The sequence below is a fragment of the Dactylosporangium sp. CA-052675 genome (assembly GCF_050947935.1).
In the GTDB taxonomy this organism is placed as follows: domain Bacteria; phylum Actinomycetota; class Actinomycetes; order Mycobacteriales; family Micromonosporaceae; genus Dactylosporangium.
Window position 1 is genome coordinate 9,479,742 of record NZ_CP192010.1, and the last position, 25,062, is coordinate 9,504,803.

Sequence of the window (25,062 nt, forward strand, 5' to 3'; positions counted from 1 at the left end):
TGCACGTATCGTCCGAAAACCGCAGAATGTCGCGGTTTCGGGTTATTTGATCGGGACCTGGACCGTCACCGTGCTCTGGTTCAGGTCGTCCACCCGGGCCGTGAACTTGAACTCCCAGGTGCCCGCGGACACCAGCGAGATCTGGCCGATCGCGTGGTCGTCGCTCACCGCGAGCGTCGGCACGGTCAGCGGCTCGATGCCCTTGGACGGCAGCGCCGCCGTCGCCTTCCACTCGACGACAGTCTGCGGGCCGGAGCCGTCGGGCTTGACCGCGTACAGATGGATGGAGTTCATGCCGACGGTCGCCGGGGAGATGTCGACCTGGATCTTGAGCAGGTTCGTGGAGACCACCGTGTCGAAGGGGCCCGGCGGGGTGTCGCCGCTCTGCCCGGCGCGGGCCGGGCTCGTCTGGACCAGCACGGAGGTCAGGGCGAGCACCACCACGGCGATCGCGACCTCGGTGATGACCGCGGTGCGCAGCCGGCGCCGGTCGGGCTCCTCGATCGCCGGCACCTGCGCCACCGGCTCCCCGTCGTCGACCGGCTCGTCGTCGTCCTCCGGATCGTCCGGCACGGCGGCGGTGGCCGGGGCGAAGCGGCGGTTGGTCAGGCGCCGCGAGTACGCCGCGACCGCCACCACGACGGCGAGCAGCGCGACCTTGGCGATGACGATCTGGCCGTACGTCGTGCCGGTGAGCGCGTCGAGGGTCCCGATCTCCACGAGGGCCTGGGCGGTGCCCGCGAGCACGAGCACCGTGATGGCGAAGAGCGCCCACCCGGACCACACCGGCACGATCGCACTCAGCTCGCGGGCGTTCGCGCGGCGCAGCAGGAAGCCGAAGAGCATGACGAGGCCGCCCAGCCAGACGGACATGGCCGCGAGGTGGGCGGCGTCGGCGACCACGGTCAGCGTCGGCACCGGCGAGGCGCTCGGGTGCCCGGAGATCGGCCAGGTCGCGAGCCCGACGACGCCGAGGATCACGAGCATGGTCTGGTCGAACTTCCCGGCCCGCCCGGCGATCACGGGGCGCAGCAGGATCGCGGTCGCGAGCACGACGCCGAGCCGGACCAGGTGCGCGGCGCCGAACGGGGTGCCCATCACCTCGCTCGCGGCCGCGCCGGTGATGTCGAAGAGCGTGGTGCCCGCGGTGTACGGGATCTGGACGTACAACTCCAGGATCGTGCTCACCGCGAGCACTCCGGCGCCGGTCAGCGCGAGGCGGCCCGGGTCGCGCGTGGACAGCCGGCGCGGCCACAGCGCGAACAGGATGAGCGCGGGCCCGACCAGCAGCACGAGGCCGGCGAAGCCGAGGAAGCGCGCGACCGACATGGCGTTCTTGACCACGGCGTCGGTCTGCACGCCGGAGCCGGCGTCGTCGGGGTTCGGGGTGGCCGACGGCTGGCCGTAGGAGAAGCTGTAGCCGCCGCTGACCGGGTGGCTGTCGGCCGAGATGACCCGGTAGCTGACCAGGTAGGTGCCCTTCGCGCCGCCGGACTTGAGCGGGATGACGAGCTCCTGGTCGCGCACGACGGGCTTGCCCGTGTCGGCCCGGCCGCCGTCCGGCGCGACGACCTTGATCTTGTCCGCGACGAGCCGGACCTGCTCGCTGAAGGTCAGCGTCACCTCGCCGGGCATGTCGTTGAGCACCGTCCCGGCGACCGGCGCGGTCTTCTCCAGTTCCGCGTGCGCGCTGGCGGGCGCGGCGGGCAGCACGAGGATGGCCAGGGCGCCGAGGAGCATCGCCAGGGGAACGGACCATCTGCGTCGGGTCATGGGTTCATGATTTCGCGCCGGTCATTTCGAGTTGGTCGCGGGGCGGCCGCGAAAAGTTCCCGACGACTCCCTCATGACTTTGCGTAGCGACGTGTGTCGACCTCGTCGCGGCGGATTTTTGTCGTACCCGGGGACTACAGTCGGGGGCATGACGACGACGCGCCTCGAGCCGGGTGACACCGCCCCCGAGTTCACGCTGCAGACGGACCGGGACGAGCCCCTGTCGCTGGCCGACCTTCGCGGCCGCAAGGTCGTCCTCTACGCCTACCCGGCCGCCATGACGCCCGGCTGCACCAAGCAGGCGTGCGACTTCCGCGACAACCTTGCGTCACTGCAGGCCGCCGGCTACGAGGTCGTGGGCATCTCGCCCGACTCCCCCGCGAAGCTGGCCAAGTTCCGCGAGCGCGACGCGATCACCTTCCCGCTCGTCTCCGACCCCGACCGCGCGGTCCTGCGCGCCTACGGGGCCTACGGCGAGAAGCAGAACTACGGCCGCACCGTCCTCGGCGTGATCCGCTCCACCTTCGTGATCGACGAGAAGGGCCTCATCGAGCGCGCCATGTATAACGTGCGCGCCACCGGCCACGTCGCCAAGCTGCGCAAAGACCTCGGTCTGGACTGACTGCGCTCTTGCCGCCACGGACCTGGCAGCGACGGCGCGCAGCGCCGAGCGGTGCCTGGCGGGAGCTGCGCAAAGATCTCGGTCTGGACTGACTGCGCTCTTGCCGCCACGGACCTGGCAGCGACGGCGCGCAGCGCCGAGCGGTGCCTGGCGGGAGTGCCCTGTGGGGTCAAGGGGTTTGGGTGAGGAGTTTCTGTAGGGCGTTGTGTTGGTCGGGGTTGTATGGGGTGCCGGTGGTCCAGAGTTTCCAGATGATGGTGAGCCAGGCGCGGGCGAGGATTCTGACGGCGTGTGGGTGGCGGTGGCCGCGGGCTCTGGCCTGGGCGTAAAGATCGGCAGCCCAGGGGTTGGCGTGGCGGGAGTCGGCGGCGAAGTCGCAGACCGCGCCGCGGAGTTGTTTGTTCACCGACCAGCGGAACGCCACCATCCTGACCTGTCCGGACTGCCGGGTGGAGGGGGTCACCCCGGCCAGGCCGGCCAGGGCCGCGGGGGTGGGGTGCCGGCCGCGGGCGTCGCCGATCTCGGCCAGGAGCCGGGCGGCGCGGACCGTCCCGGCCCGGGGCAGGGACGTGAAGATCGCCCCGTCCGGGTGCTCGGCGAGGGCCTGCGCGATCTGGGTTTCGAGGGCGTTGATCTGTTCGATGAGGCCGGTCGCCGCGGTCAGGTAGGCGGTGGTGACCCCCGCGAGGGCGGTCCCGGCCGGGCCGGTCACTCCCGTGGGTGCGTCCTGCAGCCGGGCTAGGAGCACCTCGGGCGGCCGTTTCCGGTAACGCTGCCCGGCCAGCCACCCGGTGAGCTCCTCGACCGTGAGCGCATCGACGGCGTCCTGGGTCGGGAACGCGGTCAGGAACGCCCGGCTGATCGGCGACGTCAGCTCGCAGAACAACCCCACCACCCCCGGCAGCACCGTCAGCAGATGCGCCCGCAGCTGGTTCACCAGGGCGACCCGGTGCTGCACCAGGTCAGCCCGGGCCCGGACCAGGGTCCGCAGACTCGTCGTCGCCGCCGTGTCCGGCCGCAGCGGGGTCAGCCGGCGCCGGTCGGTGCGGACCACATCGGCGAGCATGTAGGCGTCGAACCGGTCGTCCTTGTTCCCCGCCGACCCGTACCGGCCCCGCAACGACTTCACCCGCGACGGCGGCATCACGAACACCTCGAGACCGGCCGCGAGGAGCCCCACGACGAGGGGACCGTCCGAACGTTCGATCCCGACCCCGGCCACGCCGTGGCGGCGCAGCACCCCGACGGCCTTGCCGATCCCGGCCTTCGTATGCGCCACGACCAGACGCTCGAGAGGCTCCCCAGCCGCATCGATGACGCAGATCGCGTGCGAGTCTTGCGCCCAGTCGATCCCGGCGAACCGTGCATCCGTCACACTCAAAGCTGCTCCTGCCGCTGCTCAATCCAGTGGGAGGCGCACCTGGTGGTTCGGGACATCACTGCCGGACGCTCATTGACGGGCGCTCTACGGCGCAGTAGCCCTGTTGCCAGTCGGGATGTCCCGGACCGCCAGACCCCGCAAACACTCCCGCAAGCCCTCAACCGGGGCAGCAACGGATGGCAGTGATCCAACGGCCAGGTGCCGCCCAGCCCCCACAGGACCGGGCAGCACCAGTTCTACCAATGAGCAACGGTCCGCAGGTGACACGGACCCGAGTCATGGTCCGTGTTCTTGCCGTCAGCCCGGCAGGCGCGGGAATCGGTGAAGCCCGGTGGAGTATCCATCCACCGGGCTTCGGCTTGCCGCCCAATTGCGCACACCGGCGACGTTTGAAGAACGTAGATCAAATTATGACGTCGCGCTCTTCGATTGAGCTATCGGCCCATGGAGAGGACCGAGCGGGAGTTGAACCCGCAACCTCGACGACTGGCGTCCCGTTCGGTTGATCCGGCGTTCGGCGGCGGATGCTCAGACTGGAGCGAGAAGTTGAGTTTGTGTTTCGGCTCCCGCGGCCGCCTCTACCGTTGGGCTACGCCGTCTCGAGTCGTGACGGCGGGAGGAATCGAACCTCCACATTGACACCGCGCGCACCTGTCAAACTGAGCCTCAGGTTCAGCCTGCGCTCCTTGCGCACTGCCGATCGTAGTCGCTCGGCACCGATCGGCGAAACGCGATTTCCGCCCCCCGCGCGGTCAGGCGCCGAACAGGTAGCGGAAGACCTTCTCGCCGGTCTCCTGCTCCACGACCTGCACGCCGTTGGCCTCCTCGCGGGCGAACTTCACCGCGGCCTGCAGCTTCTCGACACGCTCCACGAGCTCGTTCACGCGCTTGGCCGGCAGGGCACCGGAGAACTTGACGGTCTTCCAGTAGCCGATGACCACGTCCTCGTAGTAGACCTCGACCTGCGCCGGGTGCTTCTCCGTCGCCTCGGCCTTGACGTGGTTGCGCGGGATCTTCTTCGTGCGGGTGGTCTGCGTCGGCTCGGTCGCATACGTGTCGGCCGAGGCGTCGTAGACCCACGTCTCCGCGGCGTCGAGGATCGGCAGCTTGCGCACGAAGGTCAGGAGGTCGGCGAGCTGCTTCTCCAGGAAGAGCAGGTACGACACCGGAACCTCGCGCAGGAGGACCTGGCCGTCGACCGAGACGTCCGCGCGCGCGACGCAGTTCGTCCAGTCCTTGGTGGCGGTGACGTCGAACAGGCGGGTGAGGATCGTGCCGGTCTGGCGCAGCACCTCCTCGGCCTTGACCTGCACCCGGGTCGACTCGGGCGGGAGCTGCTCGCCCTCCTCGTCCTTCGGGCGATAGGTGCGGGAGATGCCGGCCAGCAGCGCCGGCTTCTGCAGCACGTGGTGGGCCTCGGTGAGGTCCTGGAACGAGCGGGACTTCACGCCCTTCTCGACCGCGATGATCTGATTCAGCTTCGTCATGATGCGCCCGAGTGTACGAGGCCGAAAAAAGGTTGCAGTAGCGATAAACGGCGGGCACGTGAGCAGGAAGCACTCAAGGCGGTGGGGCCGGTGAGAGTCGAACTCACACTGGCACGGACCTAAACCGTGTGCCTCTGCCATTGGGCTACGGCCCCCACGTAACGCAGAGACACAATACTCACGCCAGGCGTGTGATCTCCACCGTGACGCCCAGGTGCTTGCTCGGCGCGCCGTGGTACACCCCGCGCAGCGGCGGCACGTCGTCGTAGTCGCGGCCCCGGGCGACCACCACGTGCCGCGGCCCGACGGGCACGCCGTTGGTCGGGTCGAACCCGGTCCACTCTCCCGCCCACCACTCGACCCAGGCGTGGCTCTGCCCGGCGACCGTCTCGCCGACCTCGGCCTCGACCTTGGGGTGCAGGTAGCCGGAGACGTAGCGCGCGGGAATCCCCCGGGCCCGCAGCAGGCCCACGGTCAGGTGCGCGATGTCCTGGCAGACCCCCTGGCGCAGGTCCCACGCCTCCTGGGCGCTGGTCTGCACGCCGGTCGAGCCCGGGACGTACGACACCTGATCCCGCACCCAGTGACACACGGCCTCGGCGGCGTCGCCCGGGGAGCCGCCGCACGCGGCCCAGACCTCGGCGACGAGGCCCGGGGCGACCCCGGTGAGCCGCGAGTGCGCGAGGAACTCGGCGTGCGTGTCGTGCACCAGGTCGGTGCCGAGGTCGGACCAGCCGAGCGTGACCGCGGGCGCCGGGGGCGGCGACACCTCGACCAGGCTGCTGGAGACGACGCGCAGCTGCTGGTGCGGGCGGTGCAGGTCGAACGCGGTGACCTGGGTGGCCCAGTAGTCGTGGTAGCGGTACGTGGTCGCCCCCGGCGTGACCTCGACCTGGCTGAAGAGCGTCGTCTGCCACGGCAGGGTCAGCGGGGTGAGCCGCGCCTCGTTGTAGGAGGCCGAGACCGTGCCGGCGTACTTGTAGCCGGTGACGTGCCGGATCTTCAGGCGCCAGTTCATGAGCCACCCCAAGCGACTGTGCCCCACGTGACGGGCGTGGACTGCGGGAAGTACCGGGCCGTGATCGCCGCGCTCGCCGTCGCGCAGGTCTGCTGCAGCGCGCGCAGGTGCTGCGGGAGCTCGGCCAGCAGCATGGTCGTGTCGGCGTACTCCAGCCGCGTGCGGATCTGCCCGATCGGCCGGCGGGCGGCGTCGGTCACGCCCGCGCGTTCGGTGGTGGGGGCCAGGTCGACGAGGCACTGCTCGGCGGTGCCCAGGGCATGCAGGGCGGACCGGGGAAACAGCCGGTCCAGCAGCAGGAACTCGGTGACCCGCTGCGGGTCGAACGTGCCGCCGTGGGTGCGCAGGAACGCCTCGTCGGCGCCGCAGGAGCGCAGTACCGTGCGCCAGCCGGTCACCTCGTCGGGCGTGTTGGTCTGGATCGACAGCAGCCGCGCGGTCATGTCGACCCGCTCCAGGCTGCGCCCCAGGACCAGGAACCGCCAGCCGTCGTCGCGGCTCATCGTGGACTCGGCGAGCCCGGCGAGCACGGCCGCCCGCTCGCGCACGTAGCTGAGGAAGACCGTCGGCCCGAGCCGCTCCGCCGCGACCCGGCGCGACGCGAGCGTGTGCCAGGTGACGTTGAGGCATTCCCACATCTCGCTGGAGATCGTCTCGCGCACGCCCCGCGCGTTGTCGCGGGCGGCCACGATCGCGCCGGAGATCGCGCTCGGGTCCTCGGCGTCGAACGCGAGCAGCTCCAGCACGTCGCCGGTGGTGAGCCGGCGGTCCTGCGGCGCGGGGGCGCCGAGGATCGACATGAGCGTGCGGCAGGCCGCGTCCTCGTCGGCCCACGGGTCCTCGAGCAGCCGGCCGAGGAAGGCGTCGAGGATGCGGGCGGTGTCGTCGGCGCGCTCGATGTACCGGCCGATCCAGAACAGCGACTCCGCGATGCGACTGAGCATCTGCCCTCCTCCCTACTGCTGCTGTCCGGCCATCTGGGCGGCGGCAGGCCCGCTGTCGCGCGGGCTCCCGCCGGTGTCGCGGGGTTCGGCGGCGACCCGCGGCTGCAGCGGCGGCGCCGGATCGCCCGGGTGGGCCAGCACCCAGGTGTCCTTGGAGCCGCCGCCCTGGCTGGAGTTGACGACGAGCGCCCCCTCGGGCAGCGCGACGCGGGTCAGCCCGCCGGGCAGCAGCCAGATCTCGTTGCCGTCGTTGACCGCGAACGGCCGCAGGTCGATGTGGCGCGGCGCGACCCGGTCCCCGAGCAGCGTCGGCGACGTGGACAGCGCGACGGGCCGCTGCGCGATCCAGCCGCGCGGGTCCTGCTCGACCGCCCGCCGCAGCGTGGCCAGGGTCTCCTCGGAGGCCTGCGGCCCGATCACGATCCCCTTGCCCCCGGCGCCGTCGACCGGCTTGAGCACGAGCTGGTCGAGCCGGCCGAGCACGTCGTGGAGCACCTCGGGGTCGCGGTCGTCGAGCCGGTACGTCTCCACGTTGTCGATCAGCGGCTCCTCGGCCAGGTAGTAGCGGATCAGGTCGGGCACGTACGTGTACAGCAGCTTGTCGTCGGCGACCCCGTTGCCCACCGCGTTGGCGAGCGTGACCTGCCCCGCCCGCGCCGCGTTCACGATCCCCGGGCACCCGATCACCGAGTCCGGCCGGAAGTGCAGCGGATCGATGAAGTCGTCGTCGACGCGCCGGTAGACGACGTGCACCGGCCGCTCGCCCTGCGTGGTGCGCATCCGCACCCGATTGCCGCTGCACACGAGGTCGCGCCCCTCGACGAGCTCGACGCCCATGAGCCGCGCGAGCAGCGCGTGCTCGAAGTAGGCGGCGTTGTAGACCCCGGGCGTCAGCACCACGACGGTCGGATCGTCGACCCCTTCGGGCGCCGCGGCCCGCAGCGCCGCGAGGAGCCGAGCCGGATAGTCGTCGACGGGCCGCACGCGCGCCTCGGCGAACAGCGCCGGCATCGTGTGCGTGAGCGCCCGCCGGTTCTCGATCACGTACGACACTCCCGACGGAATGCGGAGGTTGTCCTCCAGCACCCGGAAACGCCCCTGCTCGTCCCGCACCAGGTCGACGCCGCTGATGTGCACCCGCACGCCGTTGGGCGGTTCGATGCCGTACGCCTGCCGATGAAAGTGCGCACTGGTCGTGATCAGCTTCCGCGGCACGACCCCATCGGCGAACACGCGCCCGGCCCCGTAGATGTCGGCGAGAAAAGCCTCGAGCGCCTTGACCCGCTGCTGCACCGCGGCGGTGAGAAGATCCCACTCCGCGGCGTCGAGGATGCGCGGAATCAGGTCGAGCGGAAACGGCCGCTCCTCCCCGGCGTACGCGAACGTAACCCCGCGATCGGTGAACACCCGAGCGAGCTGATCGGCTCGAAACCGCAGGTCAGCGGGGGCGAGCGGCTGCAGCGCGGCAAACAACGACCGGTAGGGCGACCGCGGCTGCCCGGGGCGTTCGAACATCTCGTCCCACGCCTCGAACATGGCCCCGGACATCGAGTACTCATCGAAGATGTCCGCCATGAACGGAGCCTAGGCACGAACCATTTCACTCACATTACCGATGTGTTTTGACCACTGATCTTGCGCCGATCGCTCCCCTTCGATGCTTCGCGCAGCCACCCCGCGACGGCTCGACGGTCGAACGGCCCCATTTGCGCCCTCGTTCCACCGAGCGCCGCGGCTCTCTCCTCGCTCCCCGCCGGACGTCGGCAACACCCACAATTACCCACTCCGACGTCCCTGTGCCCGCCAACAACGACGGCCGCGCGCACCGGAGCAGCCACCCCCAACCCCAACCCCGCCGCTGTCGCTGTCGGTGTCGCTGTCGGTGTCGGTGTCGGTGTCGGTGTCGGTGTCGGTGTCGCAATTTCGCGTCGGGCCGAAGCGTTCAAAAGGCCGGGCACGGCAACCCTCGCCTCTCCGCAACCCTCACCCCTTTGCATCTCCGCGCCCCAGCCACCGCCCCCAGCGCGCATCCTCTCGCCGCACCCACCTCGCCGCACCCACCGCACCGCATCCACCCCACTCACCGCCCCGCCGCACCCATTCCGCCCACTGCACCGCATCTACCCCACCCACCGCGCCCTCGCGCCGCACCCCACCGTGCCCTCGCGCCACACCCCACCGTGCCCTCGCGCCACACCCCACTGCGCCTCTCGGGCCGCACCCCACCGGGCGGTCGCGCCGCACCCATCACGCACCCGGCGCCGCACTCACCGCATCCACCGCGCACCCGGGCGCCGCACCCACCACCCCCAGCGCGCACTCCGCCGGTCCGGTCGAAGCACCCGACGGCGCGCACCGCGAGCCCTCAGCCCCGGGCCCCCGCGCCAGAGCCGACGTTTCCCGCCCGCCCCTTCTACGGCGGCCGGCCATCCCGGTGGCCCCGAGCGCCGCTACGACAGACTCCGCGGCGCCCCGACCTCCTTCATCGCCTCAGCCAACGCCATCAACGACCGCACCACAGCATTGCGCCCCTCCCCTCCGTGCAGCATCTTCCGTGGCTCCCAAATCCGCTCCACCCCGATCGCATGCGCCCCCGCCCGCTGCGTCGCCGACATCGCCGAGAACGTCGCGCACACCACCGCCGCGTCCTGCGCCTGGACCCCGATCGCCTCGAACACCGGCGCCATCGTCCGGATCGCCGGGTTCCGCATCGCGAACCCCCGCCCCAGCGCCGGCCCGACGAGCCCGCGCAGCCCGAGCCGGTGCAGGTGCCGCCCAACCGCCGACTCGCTGTGCGGCGCGTACACGGCCACCGACCGCCCGGTCGCCCGGCACGCCTCGAGCAACTCGGCCGATCCCGTGGTCACCGGCACCCAGTCCGCCGCGTCGACCTCAGCGTCGTGGATCAGCTGCTCGGCCCTGCGCCCCACCTCCTCCGACACCTCGTACGCCTCGGCCAGCACCTCGAACGGGTTGTCACTCGTGCCGCCCAGGATCGACATCCGATGCCCGGTCTCTCGCAGCATCTCGCCGACCTGGCACGCCACCGCCTCCGGCTCGGGCAGCAGGTTCCCGAGCACGCTGAACGTCACGACGACGTGATGCGTGCGATCGAGGATCTCGGCAAGATGGGGCCGCACCCGCCCGGGCGTCACGCCTTGATCATGTCCCGCCAGCAGCACCCGGCGACGCGTTATGCCACTTTCGCCTCGCCGTCCGGCGTGCTCTCGTCGTCAGTGTCCGAATCCCATGCACCACCTCCGCCACCGACTACTCCGCACGCCTCGCACCCGCCGTCGGCGCACGGACCTCACGAACTACCGAGCCGCCACCGCGAGCCGACGTCCCCGACTTGCGGAACGTGATCGAGCGACAAAACGCAGCGGCCGATGAACGCCACCCTCAACCGGCCGAGGGTTGCCGCCGTCCCCTCACCGCCAGCGCGGCCCAGCCGCCGAGTCCGCCCGGCGCTGTCAGACGACCGCGATCTTGTCGCCGATTGCGATCTTCCCGCGCATGTCCGGGATGAGGTTGACGGCGAACAGCAGCCCACTCGGGAACCGCCGGTGCTTGGCCAGCACCCGCAGCGGCTGCCGTCCCTTCTCGCCCGTCTCGGGGTCGATGGTGGTCAGCACGCACCGTTCGCACGCCTTCGGCACACGGAAGGAGACCTCGCCGATGACGACCCGGCGGCCGATCCAGTCGTCCTCCGCCCAGGCCGGGGCGCCGGAGACGACGACGTTGGGCCGGAACCGTGTCATCGCGACGGGCTCGTCCCCCTCCTCGGCCAGCCAGTCGTTGACCGCCCGCAGCGAGGCCTCGTTGGCCAGCAGGAGCGGGTACCCGTCGGCGAAGCTGACCCGATCGTCCGGCGTCCCGTACTCCGGGTCGACCGGCCGCCGGGTCGGATCGTCGAGGTGGAACAGGCGGGCCGGCCGGCCGATCACCTGCGACACCCAGCGGTTCGCGACGTCCCCCGCGGACGTCGCGGCGATCCACATGTGGAAGTGCTTGATGTCTGATGTCTCCGCCGACGGGTACGGCACCGCGAGCGGCTCCGCCCCCTCCGCCTCGAGCACGAGCCCGAGGTCGTTGTACCGCGGCCGGACCCGCCCCAGGGGCGGCCAGTCCCGTTGCGTGATCAGCTTGGCCGCCTCGTCGACGACGATCCAGCGGCGGTCGCCGGCGAGCCCCCAGGGCTCGACTTCCGCGCTTTCCGCCTCGACGCGGTAGCAGCTCTTGATCGGATAGGTCGCGAGGTAACTCAGCCGCACGCTCAGAGAGTCGCATGGTCATCCCTCCTCCTGCCAACATTCTGAATGATCCCATGCACTTGACGCAAGCCTGAAAGTCCACTTACATTGACCCCATGACTTCCACCCCGCGCCAGCGGATACTCGACCTCTTCGACGGACAACGGCTCACGCCAGTCCAGCGGCGCATCGCGCGCATCCTGGTCGAGCACGCCGGGCAGGCCGGTTATCTCTCCAGCGGCGACCTGGCGACCCTCGCGGGCGTGAGTCAGCCGTCGGTGACCCGGTTCGCAACGGCGCTGGGGTTCGAGGGCTATCCCGCGCTTCGCGACCAACTGCGCGTGACGATCGACGGCTATCGGCACGGCTCATCCACAGTGGACGACGCCGACGAGTCGGCCCCGGTCAGCCAGTTCGAGCAGGCGCTCAGCGACGAGATCGCCAACCTGCAGCAACTCTCCGTCATGCTCAAGGACCCGGGGCCGCTGAACCAGGCAGGGCAGTTACTGATGGCGAGCCGGCCTCTGCCGGTCCTCGGCCTGCGGGCGGCCGCGGCGCTCGCGGGAGCGTTCGCCTACTTCGCGGCCAAGGTCCATCCGGATGTACGGTTTGTGCAGGAGCAAGGCAGCCTGCTCGCGGATCGTCTAGAACAGGCGCGCGCGGCCGGTGCAGTTGCGATGCTGGCGTTTGTGCTGCCCCGATATCCGCGCGAGGCGGTCGACGCGCTCCGGGAAGCGCGGGCCGCGGGGCTTCGTGTCGTCACCGTGACGGACTCACCGGTCAGCCCAGCGGCCGCCGAGTCGGACGTGGTGCTCACCGCGCCGGTGGGTTCCCGCCTGGTCTTCGACATGCACACCGCGCCGATGGCGATGGTGACGATCCTGCTCCAGGCGATGTGCGACTCCGCACCGGCCGAAACCCAGGAGCGGCTCGAGGCGTTCGAGCGTTCCGCCGCCACTCGTCAGGTATTCCTGCCCTAACCGAGGAGAATCATGGAAGCAATCCGTGCCCCTCGGGGCACCCAGTTGACGGCGCGAGGATGGCAACAGGAAGCCGCCCTGCGCATGCTCATGAACAACCTCGATCCTGACGTCGCGGAACGCCCCCAGGACCTGGTGGTCTACGGCGGCACGGGCAAGGCCGCGCGGGACTGGCCGTCCTACCGAGCGCTGGTCCGCACGCTGACGACCCTGGCGCCCGACGAGACGATGCTGGTGCAGTCCGGCCGGCCCATCGGGGTGCTGCAGACGCACGAGTGGGCGCCGCGGGTCCTGATCGCCAACTCCAACCTTGTCGGCGACTGGGCCAACTGGCCGGAGTTCCGGCGGCTGGAGGCGCTCGGCCTCACGATGTATGGGCAGATGACCGCCGGGTCCTGGATCTACATCGGCACGCAAGGCATCCTGCAGGGCACCTACGAGACGTTCGCGGCGGTGGCGGAGAAGCGGTTCGGCGGGACGCTGGCCGGCACGCTCACGGTCACCGCGGGGTGCGGCGGGATGGGCGGTGCCCAGCCGCTTGCGGTCACCATGAACGGCGGCGTCTGCCTGATCATCGACGTCGATCGCACCCGGCTCGAACGCCGGGTCGCCACCCGCTACCTCGACGTCATCGCCGACTCACTGGAGGCCGGGGTCCGAGCCGCGGCCGAGGCTCAGATCGCGCGCAAGCCGCTCTCGGTGGGCATCGTGGGCAACGCCGCGCTGCTGCTTCCCGAACTGCTGCGGATGGGCGTCGCGGTCGACATCGTGACCGACCAGACCTCGGCGCACGACCCGCTCTCCTACATCCCGAGCGGCATCGACCCCGAGGACGCGGCGGACTACGCGGCCAAGAAGCCCGAGGAGTTCACCGACCGGGCCCGCCACTCGATGGCGCGGCACGTGGAGGCGATGGTCGGGTTCCTCGACCGCGGCGCCGAGGTGTTCGACTACGGCAACTCGATCCGGGGCGAGGCGCAACTGGGCGGATTCGATCGGGCGTTCGCGTTTCCAGGGTTCGTCCCGGCCTACATCCGGCCGCTCTTCTGCCAGGGCAAGGGTCCCTTCCGCTGGGCCGCGCTGTCGGGCAACCCCGCCGACATCGCCGCCACCGACCAGGCGATCCTCGACCTCTTCCCGGAGAACGCCTCGCTGCACCGCTGGATCAAGATGGCGCAGGAGCGGGTCGCGTTCCAGGGCCTGCCGGCCCGCATCTGCTGGCTCGGCCAGGGCGAACGCGACCGTGCCGGACTCCGGTTCAACGAGATGGTCGCCGACGGCACGCTGGAGGCCCCGATCGTCATCGGGCGCGACCACCTCGACACCGGCTCCGTCGCCTCGCCGTGCCGGGAGACCGAAGCGATGCGCGACGGCTCCGACGCGATCGCGGACTGGCCACTGCTCAACGCGCTGGTGAACACGGCCTCCGGCGCCTCCTGGGTGTCGATCCACCACGGCGGCGGCGTCGGGATCGGCCGCTCCATCCACGCCGGGCAGGTCTCGGTCGCCGACGGCACCGAGCTCGCGGCGCAGAAGCTGGCGCGGGTGCTCAGCAACGACCCCGCGATGGGTGTGCTGCGGCACGTGGACGCCGGGTACGAGGACGCGGCCGAGGTCGCCGAGTTCAGCGGGCTCCGGGTGCCGATGCGGGAGACGGCGGCCGACGGCGCAGGGGCCGGTGAGCGGGCATGATGAGCGCCGACCGGTTCGCCGCACTGTGGGGATCGCTGAGCCCGATCGGCCGGGCCGGTGAGGACGGCGGGTACGTCCGGCACTCGTGGACCGACACCGACCTGGTCTGCCGCGAGTGGTTCGTCGAGGAGGCGCTGGACCGCGACCTCGAGGTGGAGATCGACCGCAACGGCAACCTGTGGGCCTGGTGGGGCGAGCCGGACCAGGAGGGGGCCGTCGTCACCGGCAGCCATCTCGACTCCGTCCCGCATGGCGGCGCCTACGACGGGCCGTTGGGCGTCGTGTCGGGGCTGCTCGCCATCGACCGGCTCCGGGAGCGGGGCGTGAAGCCGGCGCGGCCGGTGGCGGTCGTGGTGTTCACCGAGGAGGAGGGCGCGCGGTTCGGGGTGCCGTGCCTCGGCTCGCGCCTGATGACCGGCGCGTTCGATCCCGCGAAGGCGCTGCGGCTGCGGGACCGGGAGGGCGCCTGGCTCGCGGACGCGATCGGACGGGCCGGGCTCGACCCGGATCGGCTCGGGCCCGATCCGGAGCGTCTGGCGCGCATCGGGGCGTTCGTCGAGCTCCACGTCGAGCAGGGGCGAGCCCTCGACCACCTCAACGCCCCGGTCGGGGTCGCGAGCGCGATCTGGCCGCACGGGCGGTATCGCTTCGACTTCACGGGCGAGGGCAACCACGCCGGCACGACCCGCATGTCGGACCGGCGCGACCCGATGCTCACGCTCGCCTTCACGGTGCTGGCAACCGACGAGGCCGCCCGGACCCACGGCGCACACGCGACCGTCGGACGGGTCGAGGTCGCGCCGAACGCGACCAACGCCATCGCGGCCAGCGCCTCCGCCTGGCTCGACGCCCGGGCCGCGGACGGCGAGACGCTGCAGAAGCTCGTCGAGGCCATCCACCAGCGGGCGGAGAAGCGGGCTCGACTCGACGGCACGCACGTCACGATGGCCGCGGAGTCGGTCACCGGCGAGGTCGGGTTCACGGGGGACGTCAGCAAGCTCGCCGCCCTCGAGCTGCAGGCGCCCGTGCTGCCGACCGGTGCCGGGCACGACGCGGGCGTGTTGTCCGCTCATGTCGACACGGCGATGTTGTTCGTGAGAAACCCGACGGGCATCTCGCACGCGCCGCAGGAATCGGCCAGCGATGCCGACTGCGCCGCCGGGGTGGAGAAGCTCACCGATCTCTTGGCCCGGCTATGTCAGTGATGCGGTACCACTGCGAACACGCCTGGCTGCCGTCCGGCGTCGCCGACGACGTGGTGGTCGAGATCGCGGGCGGCCGGTTCGTCGCGGTCCGGCCGGAGACGCCGGTCGACTCGCCCGAGGCCGCCGGCGCGGTGCGGCTGCCGGGGCTGACGCTGCCGGGCCTGGCCAACGCGCACTCGCACGCGTTCCATCGGGCGCTGCGGGGCCGGACACAGCGGGGGCGGGGCACGTTCTGGACCTGGCGTGAGCAGATGTACGCGGTGGCGGGCGCTCTCGACCCGGACTCGTATCACGCGCTGGCGGTCGCGGTGTATGCCGAGATGGCGCGGGCCGGGATCACCTGCGTCGGCGAGTTCCACTACCTGCACCACGGGCCGGGCGGGGTGAGGTATGCCGACCCCAACGCGATGGGCGAGGCGCTCATCGCCGCGGCGGCCGATGCGGGGATCAGGATCACGCTGCTCGACACGCTGTATCTGACGGCCGGGGTCGACGGGCGGGCGCTGGAGGGGGTACAGCTCCGGTTCGGTGACGGGTCGATCGAGGCCTGGTCGAACCGGCTGGATCGGCTCCGACCCCGGCCCCACGCGCGAATCGGGGCGGCGGCGCACAGTGTGCGGGCGGTGCCGGCGGAGGTGCTGACGGCGTTCGTGGCGCGCACCGATGGCCTGCCGACGCACGTGCACCTCTCGGAGCAGCGCGCGGAGAACGAGGCCTGCCTCGCGGTGCACGGCCGCACGCCGACGGAGCTGCTGGCCGATCGCGGGCTGCTCGGCGGGCGGGTGACGGCCGTGCACGCCACGCACCTGACGGACACGGACCGGACCGAGCTCGGCGACAGCGGCACCGGCGTGTGCTTCTGCCCGACGACCGAGCGGGATCTCGCCGACGGCATCGGGCACGCGCGGGCGCTGGTCGACGCGGGCAGCCCGCTCAGCCTGGGCAGCGACAGCCACGCGGTGATCGATCTGTTCGAGGAGGCGCGCGGGGTTGAGATGCACGAGCGGCTCCACACCGAGCATCGCGGGCACTTCACGGGCGCCGAGCTGATGACCGCCGCCACGGCCGCCGGGCACGCGGCGCTCGGCTGGTCGCACGCCGGCTCCATCGCCGTCGGCGGCCGGGCGGATCTGGTCACCGTGGCGCTCGACTCGCCACGGACGGCGGGCTGCGATCCGGCGGCGATCGGGTTCGCGGCCACGGCGGCGGACGTGCGGCATGTGGTGGTCGACGGGCGGGTCGTCGTGCGCGACGGAGTACACATCGCGGTGCCGGACGTGGGAGCGGCGCTCAAGGAGGCGCTGGAGACCATCTCGGGCGGCTCGGGCGCCGGCAGCCCGGCCGGAGCACGTGAGGCCGCGGACCGTGGGCGCGTCGGGGCGGCGGCGCGATGAGGTCGCTGCTGGTCACCAACATCGGGGAGCTCGTCACGGGCGACCCGAACTGGGGTGAGGGACCGCTCGGGATCCGGCGCAACGCCGCACTCGTCATCGACGGCCGGCGGGTCGAGTGGATCGGGCGGGCCGGGGATACGCCGGCGGCCGACATGCGGCTCGACGCGAACGGGGCCGCGGTGCTGCCCGGGTTCGTCGACAGCCACTCGCACCTGGTGTTCGGGGGCGATCGGGCGACGGAGTTCGCGGCGCGGATGGCGGGCCAGCCGTATACCGGCGGGGGGATTCGCACGACCGTCGGGGCGACCCGGGCCGCCGATGACGAGCAGTTGCGGGCGAACGTGGCGCGGCTGCGGCATGAGGCGCTGCGGCAGGGCACGACGACGATGGAGATCAAGTCCGGGTATGGGCTGAGCGTCGCCGATGAGGCCCGGTCGCTGCGGATCGCGCGGGAGTTCAGCACCGAGACGACGTTCCTCGGGGCGCATGTGGTGCCGTCGGAGTACGCGGACCGGACGGACGACTATGTGAGCCTCGTGTGCGGGCCGATGCTCACCGCGGCGCACGGGGCCGGGGCGCGGTGGATCGACGTGTTCTGCGAGCGGGGTGCGTTCGACGCGGACCACTCGCGGGCCATCCTGACCGTCGGCGCCGACGCGGGGATGGGTGTGCGGGTCCACGCGAACCAGCTCTCGGAAGGGCCCGGGGTGCGGCTCGCGGTGGAGCTGAACGCGGCGTCGGCGGATCACTGCACGCACCTGAGCGCGGCGGACATCGCGGCGCTCGCCGGGTCGAGCACGGTCGCCACACTCCTGCCGGGGGCGGAGTTCTCGACGCGCTCGCCGTATCCGCCGGCCCGGGCGCTGCTCGACGCGGGGGCGACGGTCGCGCTGGCGACGGATTGCAATCCGGGATCGTCGTACACCACGTCGATGCCGTTCTGCATCGCGCTCGCGGTGCGGGAGATGGCGATGACGCCGGCCGAGGCCGTGCTCGCGGCGACGCGGGGCGGGGCGGTGGCGCTGCGCCGGGATGACATCGGGCGGCTGACGTACGGGGCGCGCGGCGACCTCGTCGTGCTGGACGCCCCCTCGTACGTGCACCTGGCCTACCGGCCCGGGGTGCCGCTCACCACCAACGTCGTGCTCAATGGGGAGCTGGTTTGATCACCATCACCGCCTCTGGCATCACTCCCGACGACCTGATCGCGGTCGCCCGGGGCAACGCGCGGGTGACCCTCGCGCCGGACGCGGTCGACGCCATGCGCGCGAGCCGGTCCATCGTGGATGCGATCGAGCGGGACGGGCGCCCGGTGTACGGGGTGTCGACCGGGTTCGGGGCGCTCGCCAACACGTTCATCGCACCCGAGCGCCGGGCGGAGCTGCAGCACGCGCTGATCCGCTCGCACGCGGCGGGCGTCGGGGCTCCGATGCCGCGGGAGGTCGTACGAGCGATGATGCTCCTGCGGATCCGCTCCCTGGCGATGGGGCGCTCCGGGGTGCGGCCCGAGGTCGCGCAGGCGCTCGTGGAACTGCTCAACGCCGACATCACGCCGTGGGTGCCCGAGCACGGGTCGCTCGGCGCGTCCGGGGACCTGGCGCCGCTGGCCCACTGCGCGCTGGTGCTGATCGGCGAGGGGTGGGTGCTGGCGAAGGACGGCACCCGGCTCAGCGCCCTCGATGCCGGGGTGTCGCCGATCGCGCTGTCCTCGAAGGAGGGGCTGGCGCTCATCAACGGCACCGACGGCATGCTCGGCATGCTGATCATGGCCATCGAGGACTCGCGGCACCTGTTCACGATGGCGGACGTCACCGCGGCGCTGTCGATCGAGGCGATGCTCGGCTCCGACCGGCCGTTCATGCCGGAGCTGCACACGATCCGGCCGCATCCGGGGCAGGCGGCCTCGGCGGCGAACATCCACCGGCTCCTGCAGGGCTCGCCGATCATGGACTCGCACAGGGACGACCTGGTGCATGCGGTGCAGGACGCGTACTCGATGCGGTGCGCGCCGCAGGTGGCCGGGGCGGCGCGGGACACGCTCGAGTTCGCGACGACGGTCGCGGGGCGGGAGCTGCGCTCGATCGTGGACAACCCGGTGGTGCTCACCGACGGGCGGGTCGAGTCGACGGGGAACTTCCACGGGGCGCCGCTCGGGTTCGCCGCGGACTACCTCGCGATCGCGGCAGCCGAGGTCGGGGCGATCGCGGAGCGGCGGGTGGACCGACTGCTCGACGTCACCCGATCGCGGGAGCTGCCGCCGTTCCTGACCCCGGACGCGGGGGTGAACTCGGGGCTGATGATCGCGCAGTACACGGCGGCGGGGATCGTCGCGGAGAACCGGCGGCTGGCGGCGCCCGCGAGCGTGGACTCCTTGCCGACGTCGGGCATGCAGGAGGACCACGTGTCGATGGGGTGGGCGGCGACGCGGAAGCTGCGGACCGTTCTCGACAACCTCTGCAGCATCCTGGCCGTCGAGTTGATCTCGGCGGTGCGCGGGATCCAGCTGCGGGCTCCGCTGCGGCCCTCGCCGGCCGGGGAGCGCGCGGTGGCGATGGTGGAGCGGTTCGCGGGTGGGCCGGGGCCGGATGTGTTCCTCGCGCCGGTGATGGAGGCGGCTCGCGGGCTGGTCTGGTCGCGGGAGCTGCGCAAGGAGATCGAGGAAGTGGCGGGGCCGCTCGCCTGACGGGAAAAGAGCCGAGCAGCGAACAGCGAGGGAGCACAGCGGCGGCCGGAGCAGGGAGCCGAGCAGGTCGGGCCTGAGCCGACCGCCGTCTGTCAGCGAGTGTTACAGCGCTGCGGCCAGAGCGCGGAACGCCTTGCCTCGGTGGCTGATGGCGTCCTTCTCGTCCGGGGTCAGTTCGGCGGTCGTCTTCGTGTAGCCGTCGGCCACGAAGATCGGGTCGTAGCCGAAGCCGCCGTCGCCGCGTGGGGCCCTGATCAGGTGGCCGCGCATCTCGCCGCGGAAGACCTGTTCGCGGCCGTCCGGGTAGACGAGGGCGGCGGCGCACACGAACGCGGCGCCCAGGTGCTCGTCGGGGACGTCGCCGACCTGCGCCAGGACCAGGCGCAGGTTCGCGCCGTCGCGGTCCGGGGCGCCGCTCGGCAGGCCCGACCAGCGGGCCGAGAAGACGCCCGGCATGCCGTTGAGGGCGTCCACGGCCAGGCCCGAGTCGTCGGCGATGCTCGGCAGGCCGGTGTAGTGCACGGCCTCGCGGGCCTTCAGGAGGGCGTTGTCCTCGAAGGTGAGGCCGGTCTCGGGGGCCTCCGGGTAGTCGTCGACGTCGTCGAGGCCGAGCAGGTCGATGCTCAGCGACGCGGCCTCCATGACCCGGCGCAGCTCGACCAGCTTCTTCTTGTTGCGGGTCGCCAGGAGGAGGTTCATCCGGCGAGGGCCTTCTGCTGCAGGGCGGTCAGGTCCGCGCAGCCGCGGGCGCCGAGGTCCACGAGGGTGTCCAGCTCCGCGCGGGTGAAGACGCCCTGCTCACCGGTGCCCTGGACCTCGACGAACTCGCCGGCGCCGGTGCACACCACGTTCATGTCCACGTCCGCCACCACGTCCTCCTCGTAGCAGAGGTCCAGGCGGGGCTCGCCGGCGATGATGCCGACGCTGACCGCGGCCACCGAGCGGTGCAGGACGTCCGCGGGCTTGCCGGCGAGCTTGCGCTGGGTCGCCAGCCAGGAGACGGCGTCGTGGAGGGCCACGTAGGCGCCGGTGATCGCCGCCGTGCGGGTGCCGCCGTCGGCCTGCAGGACGTCGCAGTCCAGGACGATCGAGTTCTCGCCGAGGGCCTTGAGGTCGATGCAGGCGCGCAGGCTGCGGCCGATGAGGCGGGAGATCTCGTGGGTGCGGCCGCCAATCTTGCCCTTCACGCTCTCCCGGTCGCTGCGGGTGGTGGTCGCGCGCGGGAGCATCGCGTACTCGGCGGTCAGCCAGCCCAGGCCGGAGCCCTTGCGCCAGCGCGGCACGCCCTCGGTGACGCTGGCGGTGCACAGCACGCGGGTGCCGCCGAACTCGATGAGTACGGACCCCTCCGGGTGCATGCTCCACTGGCGGGTGATCGATACAGGTCGAAGTTGGTCTGGGACGCGTCCATCGGGTCGGGCCATAGGAACCACCCTAGACAAGCCGATCAGGCGACCTTGCCGGGGACCGGGTCGAGGTCCAGGTCCAGGTCGAGATCCGCGGCCGGGGAGCCGTGGCGCCACTCGGCCCAGGCGAGGCGGGCCAGGCCCGGCAGGAGGTCGGTCGAGCGGCGGATCACCCACCGGGTGCCGGCCGTGGACATCCACAGGGCCTGGGCCAGGACGCTCGGCGGGCGGTTGGTCGGCTCCGGCGACGGGCGGGACGGGGCCAGGCCGCCGGCCTGCAGGGCCTTGACGACACCGCGCTGCTCGAGGAGGTCGAAGTACGAGCAGGCCAGGAAGCGGTGCCCGCGCTCGCTCGGGTGAAGCCGGTCGACGCTCCACATGTCCCGCTCGTACGAGTCCGGGTTGCCGGCCGCGTCGAAGTGGATGGTGTCGTACCGCGCGGCGACCCGGTCGGCCGCCTCGTTGACCTCGGCCATCCGGCGGGCCAGCGGGCGGGCCAGGGGGCCGGGGAGACCGAACATGCGGCCCGGGTCGGGCAGCCGGATGGTGAGCACCTCGGCGCCGGACTCGCGCAGCGGGGCGACGGTGCGCTCCAGGTGCCCGGCGAACCGGGCCGCGTCGAACGGGTCGCGCAGGGTGTCGTTGGTGCCGATGAGCACGGCCGCGAGGGCCGGGCTGACGGCGAGCGCGCGCGGGAGCTGGTCGTGCTCCAGGTCGGCGGCCCGGGCGCCGCTGAGCGAGAAGTTGTGCAGCCGCACACCGAGCGCCGACGCGAAGATCGGTGCCCAGCCGCGCCACCGGCCCTTGACCCGGTCGCCGAAGCCGGCCGTGGTCGAATCCCCTAGAGCTGCGAAAACAGTCACGAAGCCACCCCCGAAAGACCGGAGGCAAGCGCGTCAGCGTTCACGAAGCCACCCCCGAAAGACCGGGGGCAAGCGCGTCAGCGTTCACGAAGCCACCCCCGAAAGACCGGGGGCAAGCGCGTCAGCGTTCACGAAGCCACCCCCGACAGAACCAGCGAGTGGTGCACCGCCAGGAAGCCGGCGACCGCGGCCGGCCAGGAGAACTGCTCCGCCCGGGCGCGTGCCTCGGCGCGGCGGGCGGCGGCGGGTCGGTCGAGCACCTGCAGTACACCGGAAGCAAAGTCGTGCGTGACGGCGACGCCGGCGTCGCCGATCACCTCGGGCAGCGCGGACGCCGCGTCGACCACCGCGGGCGTGCCGCACGCGAGCGCCTCCAGGGCCGCGAGCCCGAACGTCTCGATGGGGCCGGGCGCGATGACGACGTCGGCGGTCGCGAGCAGGGACGCGACCGAGGTGCGCTCGGTCACGAACTCCATGAAGTGCACCTCGTGCCCGCGGGCCTGCTCCTGCAGGCGGGCGCGGAGTGGGCCGTCACCGGCGACCACCAGTACCGCGTCGATCCCCCGCCTCCGCAGCGCCACCAGGGCTTCGACGGAGCGCTCGGGGCGCTTCTCGGAGGAGAGCCGGCCGCAGTGCACGAGCAGGACCTGGTGCGGCTCGGCGTAGCGGGCGCGCAGCGTTTCGTCGTAGCGGGACGGGTTGAACAGGTCGAGGTCGACGCCGAGGGGCACCCGGGCGAGGTTCTCGGCCCCGATGCGGCGGAACTCGGCGGCCGCCCAGCCGGTCGTGCACACGATGCGGTCGTACGAGCGGAAGCTGCGCGCGTTGAGCAGGTCCGCCCAGGGATTGCCGAGCGGGCCGGCGAACGTCAGCAGCCCGGCGAGGCTCTCGTGCGACACCATCACGGCGGGGATGCCGCGCTCGCGGGCCCAGCGGCCGGTCCAGCGCAGCGTGAAGCGGTCGGAGACCTCGAGCCGGTCCGGCGCCAGGTCCTCGAGCAGCCTCGTGAGCCGGCGGCGGTTGAGCAGGACGCGGTACCCGCCGGTACCGGGCACCACGGGGCCGGGGATCGTGATCACGCGGCCCTGCGAGGTCATCACGTCGGAGCGCTCGGCGCCGGGCACGATGAGGATCGGCTCGTGCCCGGCCGCGAGGTACCCCTCGCCGAGGGCCTGCAGCGCCGTGCGCAGCCCGCCGGAGCGCGGCATGACGAAGTTCGCCAACCGCACGATCTTCGAACTCATGCCGGGATCGGCACCGAGCGCGCGGCGACACCACCGGCGTGCACGTCGGCGTAGTGCCTGATGAGCTCGTCGCCGACCGCGGCCCACGTGCGCGACGCCACCGCCACGCGCGCGGCCACGCCCATGGCGAGGCGCCGCTCGTCGTCCTGGACGAGCTCGGTCACCGCCGAGACGAGCGAGGTCGCGTCGCCGGGCGGCACGAGCAGGCCGGTGCGGCCGTCGTCGACGAGGTCCAGCGGGCCGCCCTGGGCCGGCGCGACCACGGGCACGCCGCTGGCGAGGGCCTCCTGGATGGTCTGGCCGAAGGTCTCGAACGGCCCGGTGTGCACGAACAGGTCGAGGCTGGCGAAGATCCGGGCCAGCTGGTCGCCGCGCCGCTCGCCGAGGAACACCGCGTCCGGCATGGCCCGCTCGAGGTTCGCGCGGGCCGGGCCGTCGCCGACCACGACCACGCGGACGCCGGGGATGCGGCTGACCGGCGCCAGGAGGTCGACGCGCTTCTCGACGGCGAGCCGGCCGACGTAGCCGACGATCACCTGCCCCTCGGCGGCGACCGCGCGGCGCAGGGCCGTGGAGCGGTGCCCGGGGTCGAAGCGGGCCGCGTCGACGCCGCGGCGCCAGAGCCACACGCGCTCGATGCCGTGGCCGTGCAGGGCCGTGGCGGCGGCGGTCGACGGCGCGAGGGTCCGGTCGGCGGCGTTGTGGATGTGCCGCAGCCAGCGCCAGGCGGCCGACTCGCCGAGGTTGGAGCGGTAGTACAGGCGGGCGTAGGCGGGCACGTCCGTCTGGTACACGGCCACCGTGGGCAGGCCCAGCGAGGCGGCGACCGTCATGCCGCGGGCGCCGAGCACGAAGGGGCTCGCGAGGTGCACGAGATCGGTGCGGTGCGCCCTCAGCGCGGCGGCCAGGCGGCGGCTGGGCAGCCCCAGGCGGAAGCTTCCATAGCCCGGCGTGGCCACGGAGGGAACGCGGATGATCTGGTACGGGAAGGAGCCGGTGACCGAACGCGCCGCGGACGACGGCTGAGGAGCGATCACGAGCGGCTCGTGGCCACGCGCGACGAGGTGCTCGGCGACCCGGACGACGGAGTGGGCGACGCCGTTCACATCGGGCGGGAACGATTCGGTGACGATCGCGATCCGCATGCCATGACCATGAGGGCGGCGTCCATGCATGCGGCCACGATTTGTTGGCCAGACGGCAAACGGGTCCCTAAATGTCGTACCGCGCGCCAGGCCGCACGATGTCGATCGGGCCAGAGAAGGCGCTCGATGCCGCCTCGTGCGTCAGCGCCTCGCTCCCCCAGGCCGGCACCAGGTGGGTGAGCAGCAGCCGGCCGACGCCCGCCTTGGTGGCGTGCTCGGCCGCCTCCCGGCCGGTCAGGTGCAGGTCGGGCGGGTTGTCCACGCCGTCGAGGTAGCTCGCCTCGCACAGGAACACGTCGGCGCCCTGGGCCAGGCGGATCAGGGCCTCGCAGGGGGCGGAGTCGGCCGAGTACGTGAGCACCTTGCCCTCGTGCTCGAGGCGCACGCCGTAGGTCTCGATGGGGTGGTTCACCCGGTCCACGGTCACCGCGAACGGCCCGATCGGGAAGCTGCCCGGCTGCAGGGCGTAGAAGGTGTACACGTCGCCGATGGACATCGGCTCGTTCTCCCCGCCGTAGGCCGCCGTGATCCGCTCGGGGGCGTTCACGGGCGCGTAGACGGGCAGGGGCGGGAACGGTCCGGCCGGGGCGTAGCGGCGGGCCACGATGTAGGAGCAGGCGTCGAGCATGTGGTCGCAGTGCAGGTGCGACAGCAGGATCGCGTCGACGGCGTAGAGGCTGCCGTAGCGCTGCAGCGCCGACATCGAGCCCGGGCCGAAGTCGATCAGCAGGCGGAAGCCGTCCGCCTCGACCAGGTAGGCCGAGCAGGGCGCCTCAGGCCCCGGGAAGCTGCCGGCGCAGCCGAGAACCGTGAGCCTCATGATGCTGCCCTCAACCCGCCGTCTCCCGTCTTCGAACGAACTGTGGATCGCATGTGGAAAGGAACGGTGAGGTTGAGGATAGATCCAATCCACGAACCCGCGGCTGTAGGGCACGGCCTGGCCCGTTCACGCTGCGCAGCCTACGCCGGACT

Annotated in this window: 21 protein-coding genes and 1 tRNA gene; 7 read left to right on the forward strand and 15 right to left on the reverse strand. The window is 72.0% G+C overall.

The genetic code is table 11. The features are described from left to right. Nucleotides 1-42: 42 nt before the first annotated feature. Nucleotides 43-1,773 (reverse strand): copper resistance CopC/CopD family protein, encoded by a 1,731-nt coding sequence (locus tag ACQP1P_RS42525; RefSeq protein ID WP_433080244.1) that lies wholly within the window; start codon nucleotides 1,771-1,773, stop codon nucleotides 43-45. 148 nt (nucleotides 1,774-1,921) lie between these two features. Here ACQP1P_RS42525 and bcp point away from each other — a divergent pair, with 148 nt between their 5' ends. Beyond that, nucleotides 1,922-2,395 carry a thioredoxin-dependent thiol peroxidase gene (bcp, locus tag ACQP1P_RS42530; RefSeq protein ID WP_433080246.1) on the forward strand — a complete coding sequence of 158 codons (474 nt, stop codon included), beginning with the start codon at nucleotides 1,922-1,924 and terminating at the stop codon, nucleotides 2,393-2,395. Nucleotides 2,396-2,564: 169 nt separating this feature from the next. Here bcp and ACQP1P_RS42535 read toward each other — a convergent pair whose 3' ends face one another. The 8 genes from ACQP1P_RS42535 to ACQP1P_RS42570 all read right to left on the reverse strand — a co-directional run bounded on the left by ACQP1P_RS42535 (nucleotide 2,565) and on the right by ACQP1P_RS42570 (nucleotide 11,499). After that, nucleotides 2,565-3,770 carry an IS110 family transposase gene (locus ACQP1P_RS42535; protein WP_433075281.1) on the reverse strand — a complete coding sequence of 402 codons (1,206 nt, stop codon included), beginning with the start codon at nucleotides 3,768-3,770 and terminating at the stop codon, nucleotides 2,565-2,567. Nucleotides 3,771-4,528: 758 nt separating this feature from the next. Next, a complete protein-coding gene (locus ACQP1P_RS42540) occupies nucleotides 4,529-5,263 on the reverse strand; it encodes a hypothetical protein (RefSeq protein WP_433080248.1) in 735 nt (244 codons plus the stop codon). A gap of 82 nt (nucleotides 5,264-5,345) precedes the next feature. Then, nucleotides 5,346-5,418 (reverse strand) — tRNA-Leu (locus ACQP1P_RS42545). Between the two features lie 23 nt (nucleotides 5,419-5,441). After that, complete coding sequence (locus tag ACQP1P_RS42550; protein WP_433080250.1) at nucleotides 5,442-6,281, reverse strand: transglutaminase family protein; 840 nt, start codon at nucleotides 6,279-6,281, stop codon at nucleotides 5,442-5,444. Then, the gene (locus ACQP1P_RS42555) at nucleotides 6,278-7,225 is read right to left on the reverse strand and encodes an alpha-E domain-containing protein (protein WP_433080252.1); all 948 of its coding nucleotides are present in this window, start codon (nucleotides 7,223-7,225) and stop codon (nucleotides 6,278-6,280) included. Before ACQP1P_RS42555 ends, ACQP1P_RS42550 begins: the two co-directional genes overlap by 4 nt. Before the next feature lie 12 nt (nucleotides 7,226-7,237). Then, nucleotides 7,238-8,800: a circularly permuted type 2 ATP-grasp protein gene (locus ACQP1P_RS42560; RefSeq protein ID WP_433080254.1), complete on the reverse strand. Its 1,563-nt coding sequence runs from the start codon at nucleotides 8,798-8,800 to the stop codon at nucleotides 7,238-7,240. A gap of 875 nt (nucleotides 8,801-9,675) precedes the next feature. Beyond that, nucleotides 9,676-10,380, reverse strand: a complete 705-nt coding sequence (locus ACQP1P_RS42565; RefSeq protein ID WP_433080256.1) for a hypothetical protein — start codon at nucleotides 10,378-10,380, stop codon at nucleotides 9,676-9,678. A 318-nt stretch (nucleotides 10,381-10,698) separates the two neighbouring features. Further along, the gene (locus ACQP1P_RS42570; RefSeq protein ID WP_433080258.1) at nucleotides 10,699-11,499 is read right to left on the reverse strand and encodes an MOSC domain-containing protein; all 801 of its coding nucleotides are present in this window, start codon (nucleotides 11,497-11,499) and stop codon (nucleotides 10,699-10,701) included. A 95-nt stretch (nucleotides 11,500-11,594) separates the two neighbouring features. Between ACQP1P_RS42570 and ACQP1P_RS42575 the strand changes: the two genes are divergently transcribed. From ACQP1P_RS42575 to hutH, 6 genes are read left to right on the forward strand one after another with little or no spacing between them, the layout of a single operon-like run. Continuing rightward, nucleotides 11,595-12,458 (forward strand): MurR/RpiR family transcriptional regulator, encoded by an 864-nt coding sequence (locus ACQP1P_RS42575; RefSeq protein ID WP_433080260.1) that lies wholly within the window; start codon nucleotides 11,595-11,597, stop codon nucleotides 12,456-12,458. Nucleotides 12,459-12,467: 9 nt separating this feature from the next. After that, nucleotides 12,468-14,150: a urocanate hydratase gene (gene hutU, locus ACQP1P_RS42580; protein WP_433090358.1), complete on the forward strand. Its 1,683-nt coding sequence runs from the start codon at nucleotides 12,468-12,470 to the stop codon at nucleotides 14,148-14,150. Next, nucleotides 14,150-15,355, forward strand: a complete 1,206-nt coding sequence (locus tag ACQP1P_RS42585) for an allantoate amidohydrolase (protein WP_433090360.1) — start codon at nucleotides 14,150-14,152, stop codon at nucleotides 15,353-15,355. Before hutU ends, ACQP1P_RS42585 begins: the two co-directional genes overlap by 1 nt. Continuing rightward, nucleotides 15,346-16,749: a formimidoylglutamate deiminase gene (locus ACQP1P_RS42590; RefSeq protein WP_433080262.1), complete on the forward strand. Its 1,404-nt coding sequence runs from the start codon at nucleotides 15,346-15,348 to the stop codon at nucleotides 16,747-16,749. Before ACQP1P_RS42585 ends, ACQP1P_RS42590 begins: the two co-directional genes overlap by 10 nt. Beyond that, on the forward strand, nucleotides 16,746-17,915 hold the full coding sequence (gene hutI, locus ACQP1P_RS42595; RefSeq protein ID WP_433080264.1) for an imidazolonepropionase: 1,170 nt from the start codon (nucleotides 16,746-16,748) through the stop codon (nucleotides 17,913-17,915). The genes ACQP1P_RS42590 and hutI overlap by 4 nt, the downstream gene beginning before the upstream one ends. Beyond that, nucleotides 17,912-19,432: a histidine ammonia-lyase gene (gene hutH, locus ACQP1P_RS42600; RefSeq protein WP_433080266.1), complete on the forward strand. Its 1,521-nt coding sequence runs from the start codon at nucleotides 17,912-17,914 to the stop codon at nucleotides 19,430-19,432. The genes hutI and hutH overlap by 4 nt, the downstream gene beginning before the upstream one ends. A 102-nt stretch (nucleotides 19,433-19,534) precedes the next feature. On the opposite strand, the gene rdgB is transcribed toward hutH, so the two are convergent. The 6 genes from rdgB to ACQP1P_RS42630 form a co-directional block, all read right to left on the reverse strand. Continuing rightward, a complete protein-coding gene (gene rdgB / locus ACQP1P_RS42605) occupies nucleotides 19,535-20,131 on the reverse strand; it encodes an RdgB/HAM1 family non-canonical purine NTP pyrophosphatase (protein WP_433080268.1) in 597 nt (198 codons plus the stop codon). After that, nucleotides 20,128-20,856, reverse strand: coding sequence for a ribonuclease PH (gene rph, locus ACQP1P_RS42610; RefSeq protein ID WP_433080270.1), 729 nt, complete (start codon nucleotides 20,854-20,856; stop codon nucleotides 20,128-20,130). The genes rdgB and rph overlap by 4 nt, the downstream gene beginning before the upstream one ends. A gap of 23 nt (nucleotides 20,857-20,879) precedes the next feature. Continuing rightward, on the reverse strand, nucleotides 20,880-21,701 hold the full coding sequence (locus tag ACQP1P_RS42615) for an SGNH/GDSL hydrolase family protein (RefSeq protein WP_433080272.1): 822 nt from the start codon (nucleotides 21,699-21,701) through the stop codon (nucleotides 20,880-20,882). Between the two features lie 128 nt (nucleotides 21,702-21,829). Continuing rightward, nucleotides 21,830-22,945 (reverse strand): glycosyltransferase, encoded by a 1,116-nt coding sequence (locus ACQP1P_RS42620; RefSeq protein ID WP_433080274.1) that lies wholly within the window; start codon nucleotides 22,943-22,945, stop codon nucleotides 21,830-21,832. After that, entirely contained in the window at nucleotides 22,942-24,090 is a 1,149-nt protein-coding gene (locus ACQP1P_RS42625; protein ID WP_433080276.1) for a glycosyltransferase family 4 protein, read from the reverse strand. Before ACQP1P_RS42625 ends, ACQP1P_RS42620 begins: the two co-directional genes overlap by 4 nt. Nucleotides 24,091-24,157: 67 nt before the next feature. Beyond that, nucleotides 24,158-24,910 (reverse strand): MBL fold metallo-hydrolase, encoded by a 753-nt coding sequence (locus tag ACQP1P_RS42630; RefSeq protein WP_433080278.1) that lies wholly within the window; start codon nucleotides 24,908-24,910, stop codon nucleotides 24,158-24,160. Nucleotides 24,911-25,062: the final 152 nt, after the last annotated feature.

What these genes read in the sequence shown, in the direction of transcription:
- ACQP1P_RS42525 (WP_433080244.1), bottom strand. Translation starts at nt 1,773, where the DNA reads ATGACCCGACGCAGATGGTCCGTTCCCCTGGCGATGCTCCTCGGCGCC.
- bcp (WP_433080246.1), top strand. Translation starts at nt 1,922, where the DNA reads ATGACGACGACGCGCCTCGAGCCGGGTGACACCGCCCCCGAGTTCACG.
- ACQP1P_RS42540 (WP_433080248.1), bottom strand. Translation starts at nt 5,263, where the DNA reads ATGACGAAGCTGAATCAGATCATCGCGGTCGAGAAGGGCGTGAAGTCC.
- ACQP1P_RS42550 (WP_433080250.1), bottom strand. Translation starts at nt 6,281, where the DNA reads ATGAACTGGCGCCTGAAGATCCGGCACGTCACCGGCTACAAGTACGCC.
- ACQP1P_RS42555 (WP_433080252.1), bottom strand. Translation starts at nt 7,225, where the DNA reads ATGCTCAGTCGCATCGCGGAGTCGCTGTTCTGGATCGGCCGGTACATC.
- ACQP1P_RS42560 (WP_433080254.1), bottom strand. Translation starts at nt 8,800, where the DNA reads ATGGCGGACATCTTCGATGAGTACTCGATGTCCGGGGCCATGTTCGAG.
- ACQP1P_RS42575 (WP_433080260.1), top strand. Translation starts at nt 11,595, where the DNA reads ATGACTTCCACCCCGCGCCAGCGGATACTCGACCTCTTCGACGGACAA.
- ACQP1P_RS42585 (WP_433090360.1), top strand. Translation starts at nt 14,150, where the DNA reads ATGAGCGCCGACCGGTTCGCCGCACTGTGGGGATCGCTGAGCCCGATC.
- ACQP1P_RS42590 (WP_433080262.1), top strand. Translation starts at nt 15,346, where the DNA reads ATGTCAGTGATGCGGTACCACTGCGAACACGCCTGGCTGCCGTCCGGC.
- hutI (WP_433080264.1), top strand. Translation starts at nt 16,746, where the DNA reads ATGAGGTCGCTGCTGGTCACCAACATCGGGGAGCTCGTCACGGGCGAC.
- rdgB (WP_433080268.1), bottom strand. Translation starts at nt 20,131, where the DNA reads ATGAACCTCCTCCTGGCGACCCGCAACAAGAAGAAGCTGGTCGAGCTG.
- rph (WP_433080270.1), bottom strand. Translation starts at nt 20,856, where the DNA reads ATGGCCCGACCCGATGGACGCGTCCCAGACCAACTTCGACCTGTATCG.
- ACQP1P_RS42620 (WP_433080274.1), bottom strand. Translation starts at nt 22,945, where the DNA reads ATGAGTTCGAAGATCGTGCGGTTGGCGAACTTCGTCATGCCGCGCTCC.
- ACQP1P_RS42625 (WP_433080276.1), bottom strand. Translation starts at nt 24,090, where the DNA reads ATGCGGATCGCGATCGTCACCGAATCGTTCCCGCCCGATGTGAACGGC.
- ACQP1P_RS42630 (WP_433080278.1), bottom strand. Translation starts at nt 24,910, where the DNA reads ATGAGGCTCACGGTTCTCGGCTGCGCCGGCAGCTTCCCGGGGCCTGAG.